The 17,690-nt window shown below is 36.7% G+C and carries 13 protein-coding genes; 6 read left to right on the forward strand and 7 right to left on the reverse strand.

All coding sequences use genetic code 11. The features are described 5' to 3' along the window. The first annotated feature begins 158 nt into the window (after positions 1 to 158). The 4 genes from gdhA (at position 159) to ACIEHO_RS10125 (ending at position 7,101) form a co-directional block, all read left to right on the forward strand. Positions 159 to 1,502, forward strand: coding sequence for an NADP-specific glutamate dehydrogenase (gene gdhA / locus ACIEHO_RS10110; RefSeq protein WP_406971269.1), 1,344 nt, complete (start codon positions 159 to 161; stop codon positions 1,500 to 1,502). A gap of 115 nt (positions 1,503 to 1,617) precedes the next feature. Next, positions 1,618 to 3,966, forward strand: coding sequence for a type IX secretion system anionic LPS delivery protein PorZ (porZ, locus tag ACIEHO_RS10115; protein WP_406971271.1), 2,349 nt, complete (start codon positions 1,618 to 1,620; stop codon positions 3,964 to 3,966). Next, entirely contained in the window at positions 3,966 to 4,685 is a 720-nt protein-coding gene (gene recO, locus ACIEHO_RS10120; protein ID WP_406971273.1) for a DNA repair protein RecO, read from the forward strand. The genes porZ and recO overlap by 1 nt, the downstream gene beginning before the upstream one ends. Positions 4,686 to 4,689: 4 nt before the next feature. After that, positions 4,690 to 7,101 (forward strand): TonB-dependent receptor plug domain-containing protein, encoded by a 2,412-nt coding sequence (locus ACIEHO_RS10125; RefSeq protein WP_406971275.1) that lies wholly within the window; start codon positions 4,690 to 4,692, stop codon positions 7,099 to 7,101. An 89-nt stretch (positions 7,102 to 7,190) separates the two neighbouring features. On the opposite strand, the gene ACIEHO_RS10130 is transcribed toward ACIEHO_RS10125, so the two are convergent. Continuing rightward, positions 7,191 to 9,617 carry a T9SS type A sorting domain-containing protein gene (locus ACIEHO_RS10130; protein WP_406971277.1) on the reverse strand — a complete coding sequence of 809 codons (2,427 nt, stop codon included), beginning with the start codon at positions 9,615 to 9,617 and terminating at the stop codon, positions 7,191 to 7,193. 105 nt (positions 9,618 to 9,722) lie between these two features. Here ACIEHO_RS10130 and ACIEHO_RS10135 point away from each other — a divergent pair, with 105 nt between their 5' ends. Further along, entirely contained in the window at positions 9,723 to 10,199 is a 477-nt protein-coding gene (locus ACIEHO_RS10135) for a regulatory protein RecX (RefSeq protein ID WP_406971279.1), read from the forward strand. 71 nt (positions 10,200 to 10,270) lie between these two features. Here ACIEHO_RS10135 and ACIEHO_RS10140 read toward each other — a convergent pair whose 3' ends face one another. From ACIEHO_RS10140 to bioB, 5 genes are all read right to left on the reverse strand, one after another. Beyond that, positions 10,271 to 10,786 carry a DUF6646 family protein gene (locus ACIEHO_RS10140; RefSeq protein ID WP_406971281.1) on the reverse strand — a complete coding sequence of 172 codons (516 nt, stop codon included), beginning with the start codon at positions 10,784 to 10,786 and terminating at the stop codon, positions 10,271 to 10,273. 63 nt (positions 10,787 to 10,849) lie between these two features. Next, entirely contained in the window at positions 10,850 to 11,710 is an 861-nt protein-coding gene (locus ACIEHO_RS10145; RefSeq protein ID WP_406971283.1) for a cupin-like domain-containing protein, read from the reverse strand. A gap of 188 nt (positions 11,711 to 11,898) precedes the next feature. Then, positions 11,899 to 13,329 (reverse strand): flotillin family protein, encoded by a 1,431-nt coding sequence (locus ACIEHO_RS10150; RefSeq protein WP_406971286.1) that lies wholly within the window; start codon positions 13,327 to 13,329, stop codon positions 11,899 to 11,901. After that, positions 13,298 to 13,927 (reverse strand): hypothetical protein, encoded by a 630-nt coding sequence (locus ACIEHO_RS10155; protein ID WP_406971288.1) that lies wholly within the window; start codon positions 13,925 to 13,927, stop codon positions 13,298 to 13,300. The genes ACIEHO_RS10150 and ACIEHO_RS10155 overlap by 32 nt, the downstream gene beginning before the upstream one ends. A gap of 331 nt (positions 13,928 to 14,258) precedes the next feature. Further along, positions 14,259 to 15,353 (reverse strand): biotin synthase BioB, encoded by a 1,095-nt coding sequence (bioB, locus tag ACIEHO_RS10160; RefSeq protein ID WP_406971290.1) that lies wholly within the window; start codon positions 15,351 to 15,353, stop codon positions 14,259 to 14,261. Between the two features lie 199 nt (positions 15,354 to 15,552). Here bioB and ACIEHO_RS10165 point away from each other — a divergent pair, with 199 nt between their 5' ends. After that, the gene (locus ACIEHO_RS10165; RefSeq protein ID WP_406971292.1) at positions 15,553 to 16,527 is read left to right on the forward strand and encodes a GDSL-type esterase/lipase family protein; all 975 of its coding nucleotides are present in this window, start codon (positions 15,553 to 15,555) and stop codon (positions 16,525 to 16,527) included. 4 nt (positions 16,528 to 16,531) lie between these two features. On the opposite strand, the gene ACIEHO_RS10170 is transcribed toward ACIEHO_RS10165, so the two are convergent. Then, entirely contained in the window at positions 16,532 to 17,689 is a 1,158-nt protein-coding gene (locus ACIEHO_RS10170; RefSeq protein WP_406971294.1) for a beta-ketoacyl synthase N-terminal-like domain-containing protein, read from the reverse strand. Position 17,690: the final 1 nt, after the last annotated feature.

Here is a 17,690-nt window from a genome sequence, read left to right on the forward strand (position 1 = left end):
TATATAAAAACTAGGAATAGAAACAAATAGTAATAAATTCAGCTAGAATATGATAAAATATTTATTGTGAAATTATAAAAAATAATGTATTTTTTTTGAAGATAATGTATATTTGTAGCTATTAATTGCTTTTTTTTAAATTTTATATAGTAGAAAGTATGAAACAGACTATTGATGAGTTTTTGCAACTTGTAAAAAAAAGAAACGGCCACGAGCCCGAATTTTTACAAGCAGTTGAAGAGGTTGCGGAGACCGTAATCCCTTACATAGTGAATAACGATATATATTATGGGAAAAATATTCTTCTAAGAATGGTCGAACCAGAACGATTAATTTCATTCAGGGTTTGTTGGGTTGACGATAGTGGAGAAATACAAGTGAACCGTGGGTATAGAGTGCAAATGAATTCTGCAATTGGTCCCTACAAAGGTGGTTTGCGTTTTCATCCTTCCGTTAATGCCAGTATCTTAAAGTTTTTGGCCTTTGAGCAAGTGTTTAAAAATAGTTTAACCACATTGCCCATGGGCGGTGGCAAAGGAGGTAGCGACTTTGACCCTAAAGGGAAAAGTGATAACGAAATTATGCGGTTTTGCCATGCTTTTATGAGTGAATTATTCAGGTTTATTGGGCCAAATACTGATATACCCGCTGGCGACATAGGTGTAGGCTCAAGAGAGATTGGTTTTTTGTTCGGTAAGTATAAAAAACTAAAAAATGAGTTCACTGGTGTGCTTACTGGTAAAGGTATGTCTTGGGGTGGTTCTCTAATTAGGCCAGAGGCCACGGGGTATGGTACTGTTTATTTTGCCCAAAAGATGCTTGAAACTAAAGAAGATGGTTTTGAAGGGAAAAAGGTAGTTATTTCTGGTTCTGGAAATGTGGCCCAGTATGCTGCAGAAAAGGTCCTTCAGTTGGGGGGAACGGTTTTAACGCTTTCAGATTCTGGTGGCTATATTTATGATTCCAATGGTATCGACGAAGAAAAATTGGCCTTCGTGATGCGTTTAAAAAATGAAAAAAGAGGTAGAATAAAAGAATATTTGGATAAGTATCCTAACGCAGAATACCATAAAGGAAAAACACCGTGGGATGTGACTTGCGATGTGGCGTTACCCTGTGCTACTCAAAACGAGCTAAAGGAAGATGATGCCAAAACACTTATCAAAAATGGTTGCATTTGCGTAAGTGAAGGTGCCAATATGCCATCAACTAATGGTGCTATTTCGGTATTCCATAAAGCTAAAATATTATTTGCGCCAGGAAAGGCATCTAACGCAGGAGGAGTGGCTACGTCTGGATTGGAAATGACTCAAAACTCCTTGAGATATAAGTGGACACGAGATGAGGTTGATACTAAATTAAAAGATATTATGTACGACATCCATGCATCTTGTTTGGAATATGGCAAGGACGATGACGGGTATGTTGACTATGTTAAAGGTGCCAATATTGCTGGGTTTGTAAAGGTAGCTGATGCGATGTTAGCTCAAGGTATTGTTTAAAGAAACTTCATATAAATTAAAGCTTCCTAATTTAGGAGGCTTTTTTTTTAAAAATATATTATTTTCAACTAAAACTCGTTACTTATAAATATATTTGAACTTTCGAATAATTATCATGTTTAAAAGAGTTTTATGTTTTTTTACCTGTATTGCTCCGCTGCTAGTGTTTGCCCAAGATTTTTCGGCACTTTGGGAAGGGCATTTTTCTTATTATGAAATAAAGGATGTCGCTCAGGGCAATAACAAGATTTATGTAGCTGCAACAAATGCCATATTTAGCCTAGATACTGACACTAATGAAATGACCGAAATCACTACAATAAACGGTCTTTCAGGTGAAATTATTTCAACAATATTCTATAGTGAAGATTACCAACTTTTGGTTGTGGGTTATGAAAACGGACTAATTGAAATTGTTTTCGATAATGATGATGAGGTACTATCTATTGTCGATATTCTGGAAAAACCAACTATACCCGCCAAAGACAAAAAGATTAATCATTTTAACCTCTACCAAAATGTTATTCACGTTTCTACAAATTTTGGTATTTCTGTCTTTAATTTAGAGCGATTGGAGTTTGGTGATACTTATTTTATTGGTAATAGTGGTGGCCAAGTTAATGTAAGTCAAACAGCTGTCTTGGGTGATTATATTTTCGCTGCCTGTCTTGATGGTACTGGTATAAAAAAAGCATTGGTGGATAGCCCCAATCTTATCGATTTTCAAAATTGGCAAACCATTAATTCCGGCAATTGGCGTTCAATAGAAACAGGAAACGATAATTTGTTTGCCATTAATACAAACAATAAGATTTATCAAATTATAAATGATAACATAAGTGAGTTGTCTTCGTACTCGTCTGTTCCTAAGGATTTAAGATTTGTTGACGGTAATTTAATTGTTACAACGACAAATAAGGTTTGGGTTTACGATGAAAATTTTAATGTAATCTCAGAAATTCCGATTAATGATTCTTTTGATACCAAATATACTGTAGGGACAATCGATTCTGAATATATTTACATAGGTTCTGCCGATTTCGGAATTCTAAAAACGTCCTTCTTGAACCCAGTAACCTTTGAAGAGATCCATCCAGATGGGCCATTATTAAATATTCCTTTTTCTATCCAAACCGAGCCGAATGGTTTGTGGGTTGCCTATGGAGAGTATGGTTTGTATTACAACCCTTATCCATTAAATAGTCGAGGCATTAGTCACTTAAGTAATGGAAAATGGGTTAATAATAGGTATTCTGAATTGTTTGAGGCTAAATGTCTTAATAGTATTGCTGTTAATCCGTTCAATAATAATCAAGTCTTTATCAGTTCGTTTTTTAGTGGTTTGCTAGAAGTAAATGATGATGTACCCACTGTGTTATATAATGAAACCAATAGTGGCCTAGAGTCCTTGATTCTTCCCAATGACCCAAATTATGTTGATATAAGAGTGGGGCCTTCAACTTTTGATAAGGATGGCTTACTATGGTTAACTAGCGGACTAATCGAAAACCAATTAAAGTCATACAACCCATCAAATAACCAATGGAAATCGTACCCTCTTAAAGATATTATTGCAAACCCATCTGATAATAACGGTTTTGGAGACATTGTAATTGACAATAACAATACCAAATGGATGGCTTCAGCTTTTAGTTTTGGGGTTATTGCATTTAACGAAAATTTAGGTGATCGTGGTATTAAGGCTATTTTTAGAGAAGAAGAAAACATGCTACCTTCGCCTGTGTCAGCTTTGGCTTTAGATAACAGAAGCCAATTATGGATTGGTACTGAGCGGGGAATACGCGTATTATACAACACGGGCAATTTTTTTGATGATAACTCACCTGAGGTAGATGAAATTATCATTGAAGAAGACGGTGTTGCAAAAGAATTACTGTTTCAACAATACATCTCTGATATTAAAGTTGATGGCGCCAATAATAAATGGATTGGTACTGTTGATTCGGGTTTGTTTTACTTTTCTCCAAACGGTCAAACTACCATATTCCATTTTACAAAAGATAATTCACCATTGCCATCAAACAGCATTAGGGATATTTCTTTAGATGAAAATAATGGTACCGTTTATATCGCCACCACAAAAGGCTTAGTGTCTTTTCAATCGGGTAGTTCTGGTACTTTAGAAGACTTGGAAAGCGCACATGTTTACCCGAACCCAGTTCGTCCCAACTTCGATATAGTTGAAGAGAAGGTTAAAATCAAAGATATTTCAGAAAACGTAAATATTAAAATTACCGATATTGAAGGGAATTTAGTGGCTGAGGCCCAGTCTAGGACTAACCAAAGATATACAGGTTATAATTTAGAAATTGATGGTGGAACGGCTTACTGGAATGGAAAAAACCTAGCCAATAATGTTGTGTCTTCCGGAGTGTATTTGGTAATGCTTTCAGATCTTGAAACTTACGAAACCAAAGTCTTAAAATTAATGGTGGTGAGATAATGCTTATTACTACAAACGCCATTGTTCTCTCTAAATTAAGATACAAAGACAACGACTTGATTGTTAAATGCTACACCCAACAATTGGGCTTAGTGAGTTTTTTACTTAGGGGTGTATTAAAAAGTAAAAAGGGAAATACTAAGGTGGCTTATTTTCAATTGCTATCTCAGTTACAAATTGTTACTGCATATAAAAACAATAGGTCTCTGCATTCTCTTAAAGAGGTTAGACCAAACCACATTTATACAAGTTTGCACACCAATATTTTGAAAAGTGCTATCGTCATGTTTTTATCCGAGGTGCTTTCAAGTACATTGCAGGAGGAGGAGCAAAACGAAAGTCTCTATAGTTTTTTGGAAAGCGCGCTTTTATGGCTCGATACGCAATTTGAATATTCCAATTTTCATTTGTTATTTTTGATAAAACTTACTAAGTATTTGGGTTTTTACCCAGATCTAACTAATATGGAATGGCATCATTTTAATTTGCAAGAAGGCAGATTTGAGTTGAAACCTAGTAATAAATATAGCTTTGATGGCGATAATTTAATATTATTAAAAAACCTTTTGGGCACAACATTTGATACATTAAATAATATAAAAATCAATGTTAGACAAAGACAGGCTTTTTTAGCAATGATTTTGAAATATTACGAGTTACATTTGGGTAGTTTCAAAAATCCAAAATCTTTACAGATATTAAATCAAGTTTTTAGTTAAAAACATGAAGTTTAAATTTTCTTTATTTTTCCTTTTTCTGATTTCTATATCTTTTTATGCCCAAAATATAAAAGTACTAAACAGTGCCACCAAAGAGCCTATTTTTGGTGTGGCTATATATAATATAGATAAGTCCAAAAGTGTTATTACCAATTTTAGGGGCGAGGCCCAGCTTGATGAGTTTTTAAACACAGAAGTTATTTATTTTAAACACCTTTCGCATGTTTTAAAAAAACTAACCAAAGAGAAAATAGGGAAATCCAATCGCGTTTTTTTAGTTTCAAACACTCAAGGTTTGGAACAGATTGTTATATCGGCATCAAAATTTAAACAGAGTAGAAAGGACGTTCCGCAGAAAATCGTCAATGTCAGTGCCAAGAATATCCAACTTACAAACCCACAAACTAGTGCAGATTTATTGGAAAGCACTGGGCAAGTTTATATTCAGAAGAGCCAGTTGGGAGGTGGAAGCCCCATGATAAGAGGGTTTTCAACCAACCGGTTGCTCATTACCGTTGATGGCGTAAGAATGAACAATGCTATTTTTAGGGGCGGAAATCTTCAAAATGTTATAGCTCTCGACCCGTTTTCAATAGAAAACACTGAAGTTACCTTGGGTTCGGGCTCTGTTATTTATGGTAGTGATGCCATTGGTGGGGTGATGAGTTTTTATACCCAAAGCCCAAAGCTCTCGTATTCCGATTCATTGCAATTTCGGTCTAATGTTGTGGTTAGATATAGTTCAGCTAATAATGAAAATACAGGGCATTTCGATTTTAATTTAGGTTTTAAAAAATGGGCCTTTATTACCAACGTCACATATTCCAATTTCGGTGATTTAAGAATGGGAAGCCATGGCCCACAAGATTATTTGAGACATGAATACGTGATTAAGACTGATGAAGGCGATATAGTTGTGGAAAACAGCGATCCATTGGATCAAAAATTTTCAGGTTATAATCAGTTTAATGTTATGCAGAAGGCGCATTATGAACCCCATGAAAATTTAAGTTTCGATTTGGGTTTTTTTTATTCAACGACATCCAATGTGCCACGATACGATCGATTGGTTCGATACAGAAATGGTAATTTACGTTCTGCGGAATGGAACTACGGACCACAAAATTGGTTTATGTCCAACTTACAAGTTACCAAATTGAGCAGTAATTCCAACTTATATGATAAGGTAAAGGCCACCATGGCCTATCAAAATTTCCAGGAAAGCAGGATGGACCGAAATTACCAATCTTCAATACGTAATATCCGTGAAGAATCTGTTGATGCTTATTCCTTTAATTTAGATTTTGAAAAGACTATTAGCCCAAAAACCAGGCTTTTTTATGGTGCAGAGTACGTTTACAACAAAGTTTGGTCTGAAGGAACAGAAGAAAACGTCGCAACCGGAGAAGTTAAACCTGCCGTATCAAGATATCCCAATGGTGCCAGTTGGCAGTCAGCTGCAGCCTATTCCAGTATCAAGTACAAGCCTAATCCCAAATTTGTATTGCAGTCGGGCTTACGGTTTAACCATGTGATTTCTTCAGCCGACTTTTCAGAAAACAACACCTATTTAAACCTGCCTTTTAAATCTTCAAAAAATGAAGCCTCGGCACTTACCGGAACTGCAGGTATCAGTTGGTCCCCTAGCTCAATAATGCAATGGAGGCTTAATGCGTCATCGGCTTTTAGAGCTCCAAATATTGATGATATTGGTAAAGTATTCGATTCAGAACCTGGGTCGGTGGTTGTGCCCAACGAAAGTCTGAGACCTGAATATGCCTATGGAGGCGAACTGGGTTTAGTCTTAAATTTTGAAGGGAAGCTCATACTCGATATGAATACTTATTACACCTATTTGGATAATGCTTTAGTAAGACGCGATTATTATCTAAACGGCGAAAGCGAGGTGCTTTATGACGGCGAGATGAGTAATGTACAGGCCATTCAGAATGCATCGAAAGCTTGGATTCATGGTTTTGAGGTAGGACTCAAAATGCCCTTAACCAAAACCGTTAACTTAACCTCGCAATACAATATTATAGGTGGAACCGAAACGGCTGGAAACATAGAGGTGCCTGTAAGGCATATTGCGCCAAATTTTGGAAACACCCATTTAACATGGCAATTAGAAAAACTAAAGCTAGATGTGTTTGCCCATTATAATGGCGATTTATCCTTTAATCAATTGGCGCCATCAGAAATTGGGAAAGATTACATATATGCCTTAGATGCCAACGGAAACCCCTATAGCCCATCGTGGTACACGCTCAATTTTAGGGCTCAATACCATGTAGTGCCTTCAACAACCATAACGGCTGGTTTCGAAAATATAACCGACCAACGCTACAAAACTTATTCTTCTGGAATTGCAGCTGCAGGGCGCAATTTTATTTTGGCTTTAAAGTATAGTTTATAACGTCATTCTGAGCGCAGCGTGAGAATCTGTTGAAATTGTAGTTATTCAATCAAGAGATTGCTACATCGTGCCTCTTCGTAATGATGTATTTATTTTTTAATCGCCTTTTCACTTAAAATGACACCGTTAGAAAGCTCCACTTTTGCAATGTAAACCGAACCTTTAAGATTTGAAAGCTGGTAGATTTCAGAGTTGTTTTGTCCTTCAAACTTATAAAGTTGTCTGCCAAACAAATCAAAAATCGCAACCGTTTTAATACCTAGTTGGCTAGGTGCTATAAACTGAACATTGTGGTTATCTAACTCAATAATTTTTAATTGGCTCGGGTAAACCAAAGTATCGGTTGTTGAAAGCGCCTTGTCAGAGAATACAATTTCAAAACGGTTGTTAAATTCACCGGTTTCAGAAGTAAAAGTATAATCGGTAGCCGATAAATTATGTACGGTATTCATCTGATTATCCTTTAAAAATATCGAATTGTTATTTAAGAAATCGCCTTCCAGCTTTGCAATGGATAAGGTGTAAAGCGTTGCCACATCAATCGTGGTGCTAAAACCAAGTTTAATCACTTCGTCCTCATTGATACTGTTAACATTTTTTCCTTGAATAGCAAATTTCTCTGTTGCACCTTCTATTGTAGAATATAAAGCGGCACCTCGGGTTGGGTATTTTGGTGCATCGTAAGCCATTCCGTCATAAATATTGGTTGCGCCGCTTAAATAACCAACCAGTATTTGATTAAATACACCATTATCGGAAGTTAATTCAACCCATAATTTATTATAACCCGAATTCGATTTTTTCTGCTTACCATTGCCTTTAAAAAACTCGGTGTTTGCCGTAATATCTGTAACCCGCATGGAATTGTTAAAAACAATATCAGAAGTGTAAATATCACCTGAAAATAGGTTAGCAGGAGCTGAGTTGGACATTGCAACAAAAAAGCCTTGGCCGGAAGGAATGGCTCTATGGCCAGAAGGCATCACGATTGCAGTAGTGCCGTCGCCACCAGTCGTTTCTCCTGTCATATTAATAATGGCATAATCGTCATTGGAAAAATTAAGTTTTTGATTACCATTAGTTGTTGATGATGGCAATGTGTTTTGCGACCATAAAAATATGGCGCCATCTATTGTAGAAACATTACTATTGGCGGCCAAAAATAAATCAGCATCAATAGCAGAAGGATATGGGTTCCCTATAAAATTCCAGTTGTTATCGTCTGGTTCTGAGTCGTTTCTGTAAATAGAAATTTCATATTCACCGTTGTTGAAATCGCCTTCGAATGTAAACCTAAATGTTTTGTTGGATGGGGCAGGGTTAAAATCGTAAGCGAGCTTAGTTAATGTTGTGGCATAGCCAATACCGGGCTCCATTATAGTATTTCCAGAAACCCATTGCCAATCATTGTTGTCATCATCTATATCGTCTTGTCCTGGAGTTGTTGTGTCATCATTATTATTGACTTCTGCGTAAGAATCTAAAAAGTTTTTGCCATTAAAAATATAACGTCTTTCCGGATTAGAACGATCTATGGCGTTTGCAAACTCAGCACCAGAAACAGGCGAGCTCCAATAAGTATATTCATACCAAGCATTCATTGGTGCAGTTTCTTTGTAAACCCTCATGATACCGTTATTGGTAACAATGCCCAAATCATTATTTTGAACAAAATTACCTTGTGTATCAACAAATAACTCGCCATCAACAGTTACATCGTTTTCAACTTCTACATAACTACTGTTGCCTACGGTTAGTCTGTGTGTTACGTTTACTGTTAGACTACATGCACTAAAATTACCGTCAGTTGAAGAATCATAATCTGCATTAATTATAGCTTTAGTGCTTGAATCAGGATTAGATGGAGACCAGTTTGTTCCATCCCAAGTTACAGTTCCGCCAAGACAAGGTGCTAGTGTTACTGTGCCGCCTAAGCTAAGATCATTACCTGCTAATCTGCCTATCGCAAATGTTCCTAAGCTATTGGTTGCACCCCACCCATATAATCTAAAAGTTACTGTTGTGCCAGAAGCAACATCTTGCAACTCAGTAATTGCTGATAAGTCAATTTGAGTTTGAGCCGTGCCATTACCACCTACGGTAGTATACGAAAAGGCACTTCCGATGTCGATAAAATTAACACCATCGACGCTATACCGCCAAATAAATGTTTTTGGCCCTGTATTTGACCTTCTAAAAATGGCATCAAGTGTACTTAATGAAACTTGATAACCAGCAGATGCAGAAATCTGAAATTCTAAATATTCGTTATTAGTAATAGCGTCTGTCTGAGTTCCACCATTAATAAATGTATCTGAAGCAAAAGTATCCCCTATGTTATCAGTGCTCAAGCCACTGCCACGACTTAAAATAGACATGTTTAAATTCAGGTCATTGGTGGTAGCATTGACTGCAATCTCACTACCTGTATTTCCATCCATTTCCCAAGCTACAATTTGCCCAAACCCTAAATTAAAAGTCAGTAAAGCAAAAAGAATAAACGTGATTTTTTTCATACTTGTTAAGTTATTTAAAACCTGAACTTCGGGTTTACTCAGTACAGCAGATTTGGTTTTATAAGTTTTTAATTTATTATCAATTTCAATTATTACATTTGGGGCATGCAGGCACCCAAAAAAACGTATACGCTACAAGAAGCCACCAAAAAGCTGGAGCGTTATTGTGCGTATCAAGAACGTTGTCATCAAGAGGTTCGGCAAAAACTGGAAGCTATGCACATGATACCCGAGGCTATCGATGTGATTATAGTCCATTTGTTAGAGCATAACTTTCTTAACGAGGCACGTTACGCCAAAACATTTGTAAGCGGTAAGTTTAAAATCAAGAAGTGGGGGCGACGCCGATTAATTTTTACGCTAAAACAAAAAGGCGTTAGCAAAGTTAATATAAATCAGGCACTTTCAGAAATTTCGGATATAGAATATTTCGAGGTATTCAATGGATTAGCCGAAAAAAAAGCCGATTCGATACACGACAAAGATGTTTTTAAAAAGCGAAAAAAACTAATTGATTATCTGCTCTACAGGGGCTGGGAATCACATTTGGTTTATGAAAAAGCCAATGAATTGGTTAAATAAGAATGCCAATTTGCACTAGAAAAAGCGGTTATTATAGATTATAACCACTTTTTATATATCTTAAAAAGTTTTTACAGGTTAAATGATGCACCCAAATTAACCGTAAACTGGTTGTGCAGTTTTTCGGGCTGGGTTAACGTTTCGGTTTTATATTTGGCAAAAGGCACATTAAGCTCGGTGTAAATACCAAAGCCATCTGTAAAAAAGTAACGTGCGCCAAGATGGCCACCAAAATTCTTAAGGCCAAGGCTTAAACCAGGGTAAACATCAAAATTTTCATCAACATTTATAACGTTACCGAGATTGGCATTAAAACGGGCGCGAACATCAAAACGATTATCAAAACCAGCGTTTAAATCTTCGTTGGCGTTGTTCTTTAAATCGTCATTTATTCCTAAAAGGTAGGTTGATGATATTCCAACTGAAATATTTTCGCCAATACCAAAGTCGTAGCTTAAATTAAGTCCGGTACCGTTGTCCTGAAGATTAGTACCTACTTGAAATTTATTGTCGTTTTGGCCAATAAAGGCTTGAGAGTTTCCAAAATAAGCGCTTAATACGGCAACTAAAAAAATAAACTTTTTCATCATTTGAGTTTTAAATTTTAGAAGGCAAATATATTATAAGTTTTACAATAACGACGTATAAAACTACAAATGCTTATGGGTGTTTTTTATGGCTTTTTCGTTTTTCCAGTCAATCCATTTTTGTTTTTTTATGCGGCGCATCATATTGTCGTAATTGCGCATTATAAAAACGTTATAAACTGCTTTGCCAAAGTTTTTTGGATTTCTGGCAATGGCACGTAAGCTCATGGAAAATCCAGGTGTAATGTAGCGCATGTAGTGCCAATACCCTTCGGGCATATAGAGTACTTCACCATGGTTAAGTTCTGCTTTATAACCTTTGGCTTTTTTAAGCATGGGCCATTTTTTAAAATCAGGATTGTTAAAATCGATGTCTTCGCGGGTAATTAGCGAATGCGGAATTTTATATAAATAATTGTTTTGGCCTTGGTCGAACAAAATGATTTGCTTTTTACCTTCAAAATGAAAATGGAAAATGTTCGCCAAATCAATATCGTAATGCATGAAGGTATGTGAATTTTGTCCGCCAAAAAACAACATAGGGATGCCTTTCATGAGGCGTAATCCAAAATCGGGGAACGAAAAATCGTTTTGTAACTCTGGGATTTCCTTTAGCGCATTCCATAAAAATATGCGGTATTTTGTTGGTTCGCGTTTCAGTAAATCGATGTATTCTCCCAACTTCATCTTAGCATGCGGTTCGTTAAAACCATCGCGATAATCAACTGGCCTATCATCGTAAAGCGGAATGTTAATATTGCCACCAACTTGTTTAATGTAATCTAAAGTCCACTTGGTGTAAGCTGGCCAGTCTTCTATATAGCGCTCTACAATCACAGGTTTTTGTGGCTTGAAGTAGTGCTCTAAAAAGTCTGCTTTGGTAATGGTTTTTACCCTAGGAATATCTATTAAGTTTAATGACAACGATTAAAAGTTTAGTGGGCTAAAGTTAAGAAAACGATACCAAATGTAAATAGTGTAAAGAACCTTTCTTCGTAAAGAAGGAAGGCAGGATACACACCATTTACCTTCAATTGTTACAAATAATCATAGACTTTGGTGGTCGGGTTTTCCAATGTTTTAGGTGCTACGGCCAAATAAAAGTTTGAGTTTTATTCCGTTTTTTTAGTATTCCCTGCTTTTTTGATGGGAGTCTCTTTATTTTCAGCTTTTACATCTTTGCCTTTTAAATATTCAGGCAGTTCCATACCGGCCATATTAAACATTTCTTGCAAAGGAGGTACGGATTTGTACATGCCAGAAAGGAAATTGGCCGTTGAGGATTTTCCGTTTTGGCCTCCACCATTTTCCCATACGGTAACCTTGTCAATTTTAATGTTTTTTATGGCTTCAGCTTGTGTTTTAACCAATTCGGGTAACTTATCGGCAATTAAAAGCAACACGGCATCTTTTGAATTGTTACCAGCGGCCTTTACAATTTGGTCTAAGCCAGCAGCTTGTTTTGTTAATACTTCGTATAAACCTTCTGCTTCTGCTTGTGCCTTAAATAAAATGGCGTCAGCTTCACCTTTAGCACGTCTTCTAATCCGCTCCGCTTCCGCTTCGGCGTCAATTTCAACTTTCTTTTTATCGATTTCGGCAGGGACAATAACATCGGCCATTTGTGAAGAGCGTTCTCTTTCTGCTCTTGCGGTTTCGGCTTCTTTTTCAGCGGCATAGGCTTCTTCTAAAGCTTTTGCCCCTTGTACTTTTTCTGAGGCGATGGCAACACGTTCTGCTTCTGCTTCTCTTTGACGACGCAATGAATCGGAATTTGCAACAGCAATTTTCGCTTTATTTTCACCTTCTACGGCTTGTGCGTTTGCTGCGGCTACTTGAGTTCTTTGGTCTTGTACGGCATTCGCCTCACCAATAGATCCATCTCTGTTTTTCTCTGCAACCGATTTACGAGCGGCGTTTATGGCATGAGCGGCAGCTTCTTTACCAAGTGCTTCAATATAGCCTGATTCATCAACAATATCAGTAATATTTACGTTTATGAGTTTTAGACCTACTTTTTTAAGTTCAGATTCTACACTTTGAGAAATATTTGTTAGGAATTTGTCCCTATCGGAATTAATTTCCTCGATATCCATAGATGCTACAACCAAACGTAACTGACCAAAAATAATCTCTTTTGCCAACTCTTGAACATCGTTCATTGATAGGCCTAACAAACGCTCTGCTGCGTTTTGCATAACGCCAGGTTCGGTAGATACACCAATTGTAAAACGTGAAGGAACATTAACACGAATATTTTGTTTTGAAAGTGCATTTACAAGATTAACTTCAATAGAAATAGGCGTTAAATCAAGAAACTCATAATCTTGAATTACTGGAAAAATAAAGGCTGCTCCACCGTGTATACATTTTGCAGATTGACCGCCGCCAACTTTACCGTAAACAACTAAAATTCTATCTGAAGGACAGCGTTTGTAGCGTCTTACTAAAATAATCAGGAATAAGAATATAAATAATACCGCAAAAATTAGAGCAAGCGGTAACCCAAAGCTAGAGCTCTGAAGAGCCATCAGTAATTTCATAAGTTTTTTGTTTTATTGGTTCAATTGGTTTTATTGTTCTGTCTACTATTAAAATACCGTTGTTTGTTACATCAACCACTTTTATTATGGTGCCAGATTTTAAGGGTTCAAAAGAATCGGTAAGTGCATCCAATTCACGCAAAGCACCTTGGACTCGTACCGTTACTTTTCCCATTTTGGAACGGTTGGCGCCAATGGTTAAATACACCTCACCAATGGCGTTAATGGCATTTTTGTATTTTAAAGTACCGCTATCAGTAAGCTTTCTCATAAAATAAAACATGGCTGCCATAACTACCATCATAAGTAATCCAGAAAATGTGGAAATAATGAAGATTAAAGGTTTTGATAAACCAGCATCTATGGAAGCAACACCGCTCCAGCCGAAAATGGTAAAGAATCCCACTAAATTTTTAAAGGTGATAAATTGAAATCCGATTCCGGTATCAGAATCTACATCAGAATCTAGGTCTTCTATTTCACCAGCATCACCTCCAACAAAGGCTAAAATAACCACGATGATAAAGACAAATGATGCCAGAAAAGCAATGAGCCAATAAAATTTTGAAAGAAAATCTAAATTTGAAAACCACTCCATAGAATAAAAAATTAATGAAATAAATGTAGGTTTATTTGTATAGCCTTGCAAGTTTTATTGACTGTTTAATTCACCTTAATATACATTAATATACATTGTTATTATTTTAACTAAATCGTTAAATCATGATTAGTAGACATGTTATTAGTAGTTAACAGGAAACTTTTGTTACAGCTTTTATAAAAAGAAAAGACCAGATAATATTTCTGGTCGTATTTGTGAACTGAGTGTTTTAATTAAAATCATGAAGCAACTTCAAAATTAAACTACCTAGCAATATTGGTTCCCTGAAACTTAAACAATTACTTATTTTTCAAAACGGTACCAGAATTTATTTGGTAACCTTTGCTTTAACTTTTGCAGCTTCGTTGCGATCGATAGTATGCTCGGGTCTTGTCCATTTTGGTTTTTCGCCCAATGCCTCAAATTGTGAATCTTTAGCTTCAACGGTCTGTGGCTGCATCTTTTTAATAAAGGGCTTTTGTGGGTTTAATCCTAAAAGTTTAAACATTTCCATGTCCTCGTTAACATCGGGATTTGGCGTAGTTAATAACTTATCACCCGCAAAAATAGAATTAGCGCCCGCAAAAAAGCACATGGCCTGGCCTTCACGAGTCATTTGTGTACGGCCTGCACTAAGGCGCACTTGGGTTTCGGGCATTACAATACGGGTTGTGGCTACCATACGCAGCATTTCCCAGATGGAAACGGGTTTTTGGTCTTCAAGCGGTGTACCATCAACTGCAACCAATGCATTAATGGGTACCGATTCGGGTTGCGGATTTAAGGTAGAAAGTGCTACGAGCATCCCAGCTCTGTCTTCAATCTTTTCACCCATACCAATAATACCACCACTGCATACAGTGACATTGGTTTTACGCACGTTGTCAATAGTTTCCAAGCGATCTTCAAAACCACGTGTGGAAATCACTTCTTTATAATATTCTTCCGAAGAATCTAAATTATGGTTATAGGCGTATAAACCTGCTTCTGCCAGACGTTTGGCTTGGTTTTCAGTAATCATGCCAAGCGTGCAGCACACTTCCATTTCCAATTTATTGATGGTGCGAACCATTTCTAAAACTTGGTCGAATTCTTCGCCATCCTTTACATTACGCCATGCAGCACCCATACAAACACGCGAACTTCCACTGGATTTAGCACGTAACGCTTGGGCTTTTACCTGTTTAACGCTCATTAAGTCATTACCTTCAATATCGGTATGGTAACGTGCGGCTTGCGGACAATAACCACAATCTTCTGGGCAACCTCCAGTTTTAATGGATAACAACGTACTTACCTGTACCGTATTAGGATCGTGGTGCAAACGGTGAATGGTGGCCGCCTCGTAAAGCAGCTCCATTAAGGGTTTGTTGTATATGTCCAGAATTTCTTGTTTGGTCCAGTTGTGTCTTGTCTCGCTCATAAATTCCGTTTGTTAGTTGTGGTCAAAAATACTAATTAAATCTTTTATAGCTTATCTTTTTATAAAGTAAATATACTAGTGATAAAGCTTGGTTTGTAGCTAATTTAGAAGAAATTTTGCGTACTTTGGTATAATCAATTAACCTATTAACTATATTAACATGCGCTTATCTATTTTTCTGCTACTTACTATAACTGTTATGAGTACTACGGTTAGTGCGCAAAACGTTCCTACGCTATTTTTAATTGGCGATTCAACGTGTTCTGATTATAATGCTTCTGTTTTTCCAAGAACAGGTTGGGGAACAACTATAGGGGAGTATTTTGATAATGGTGGCATAAACTTTGATAACCGTGCAAAAAGCGGGCGAAGTTCTAAAAGTTTTTATGATGAAGGGTCATGGACTCCTGTGATTAATGATATTCAGTCTGGAGATTTTTTAATCATACAGTTTGGACACAATGATGAAAAAACCAGTGACCCTGTAAGGTATACAGACCCATATACCACGTATCAAGAATATTTGAAAAAATATATTGATGAAGCAAGGGCCAAAGGTGCTTATCCTATTTTGGCAACCTCAATTTATAGAAACTATTGGAACGGCGATGGTGCGACTATGAAAGACTCTCATGGTGATTACCCGCCTGCCATGCGTACTTTGGCTACAGAAGAAGATGTGCCGCTTGTTGATGCTCATGTCCTATCAAAAACTTTGTTTGAATCTTTAGGGAAAACTTATACAACCTATGAAGTTTTTATGAATTTAGAGGTAGGGGAGTTTCCTAATTATCCATCTGGAAATTCAGATAATACCCATTTGCAGGAAAACGGGGCTTATAAAATGAGTGAGGTTATAGCTAATGATTTAAGTGAGTTAAGTCAATCTTACAATTATCTTTCGATTTTTAGCGAAAACGCTTTGGGAACAGAGACTTTCATCACTGCCAACCAACAAATTGGTTTAGAAAGTATAAATAAGCAAATAAAGATTAGCAGTAATACTGTTATTGAACATTTAATTATTAACGATTTATCGGGGCGCATACTTTTTCAAAAGCACAACTTATTTAATTTAGATATTAATGCCGAAAGTTGGAGCAGTGGTATTTATTGTGTAAGATTTTATTCGACCGGAAAATTATCTTCCAAAAAATTTATTGTATCAAATTAAAATTCTAGTTTTTACTTAAAAGTATACTCACCGCATTGCCCCCAAATCCCACGGCATTCACTAAAATGTTTTGAATTCTTGTAGGTGTTTTTTGGTTTTCTAAATAAGGAACACCAATAAATTCTTGGTTTTGCAACATTAAAACGGCAAGTTCAATGCTTAAAGTGCCCGAGGAGCCAAAGGTATGGCCGATTTTCCATTTGTTGGAAGTTAATGCAGGAAGGTTATTTTTAAAAACCGCTTCAATAGCTTTATATTCTGAAATATCACCTTTTATTGTTCCCGGTGCGTGCATCACAACTACATCAATTTCTTTGGAATTTATTTGGCCTAAGGCCATCTTCATCGATTTTTGAAAACATTGGGCATCGCTGGAAATGGAAATGTTGTGTTTTAAAATTTCCGTGGCATACCCAAAACCATTTATTAAAGCTAATGCATTGTCTAGTCTTCCCTTTTCTAGGCATACCATGGAAGCACCTTCGCCCAAAACCATCGTATTTTTGGTTTTATTGAGGTCCAAAGCACGGCATGGGAATGCGCTACTTTCTTTCGAATATATTTTTAAAGCTTGCATTTGTGCAACGGTAAAAGGCGTTAACGGGGCTTCGCTACCACCAACTAAAAATTTGGAGCACATGCCCGAATTTATCCACGCAATACCATTTAACACGGCATGCAGTGCCGTTGAACAGGTTATAGAATGACTTATTTCTGGGCCTTCGGTTTGCAAATCGTGGGCTACCCACGATGAAATATTGCCCAAAGTTGTAGTGGGCGAGCTTAGTGTTTCAGCTTTGTTGTTTTTTAAAAATAATTTGTGGTAAGTTTCAAAAAGTCCGGTTGCTCCGCGAGAAGAACCAATATTAATTCCAAAATTATCAGATGTGGCCCAGTTAGCTTGTTTTACAGCTTTACGTGAGGCATAAATAGCAAAAAGAACCGAATCGTCGAGCGACTTGTATTTAGTGTCTGATTGTTTTAATTTTTCAACTTCTTGTCTGGCCTCTGCGGTAATTTCAGCTACCAAAACATCTTTCCCCAAAAGGTTTTTTGGGGTGATACAATGCCGTTCAACTTTATAGCTTTGCCATGCTTCGTCAATAGATTTTCCTAAGGGAGAAATGGATGAAATAGCCGTTATTGAAATTGGTTTTTGCATA

The organism is Flavisericum labens (genome assembly GCF_045446075.1).
Taxonomy (GTDB): Bacteria; Bacteroidota; Bacteroidia; order Flavobacteriales; family Flavobacteriaceae; genus Flavisericum; species Flavisericum labens.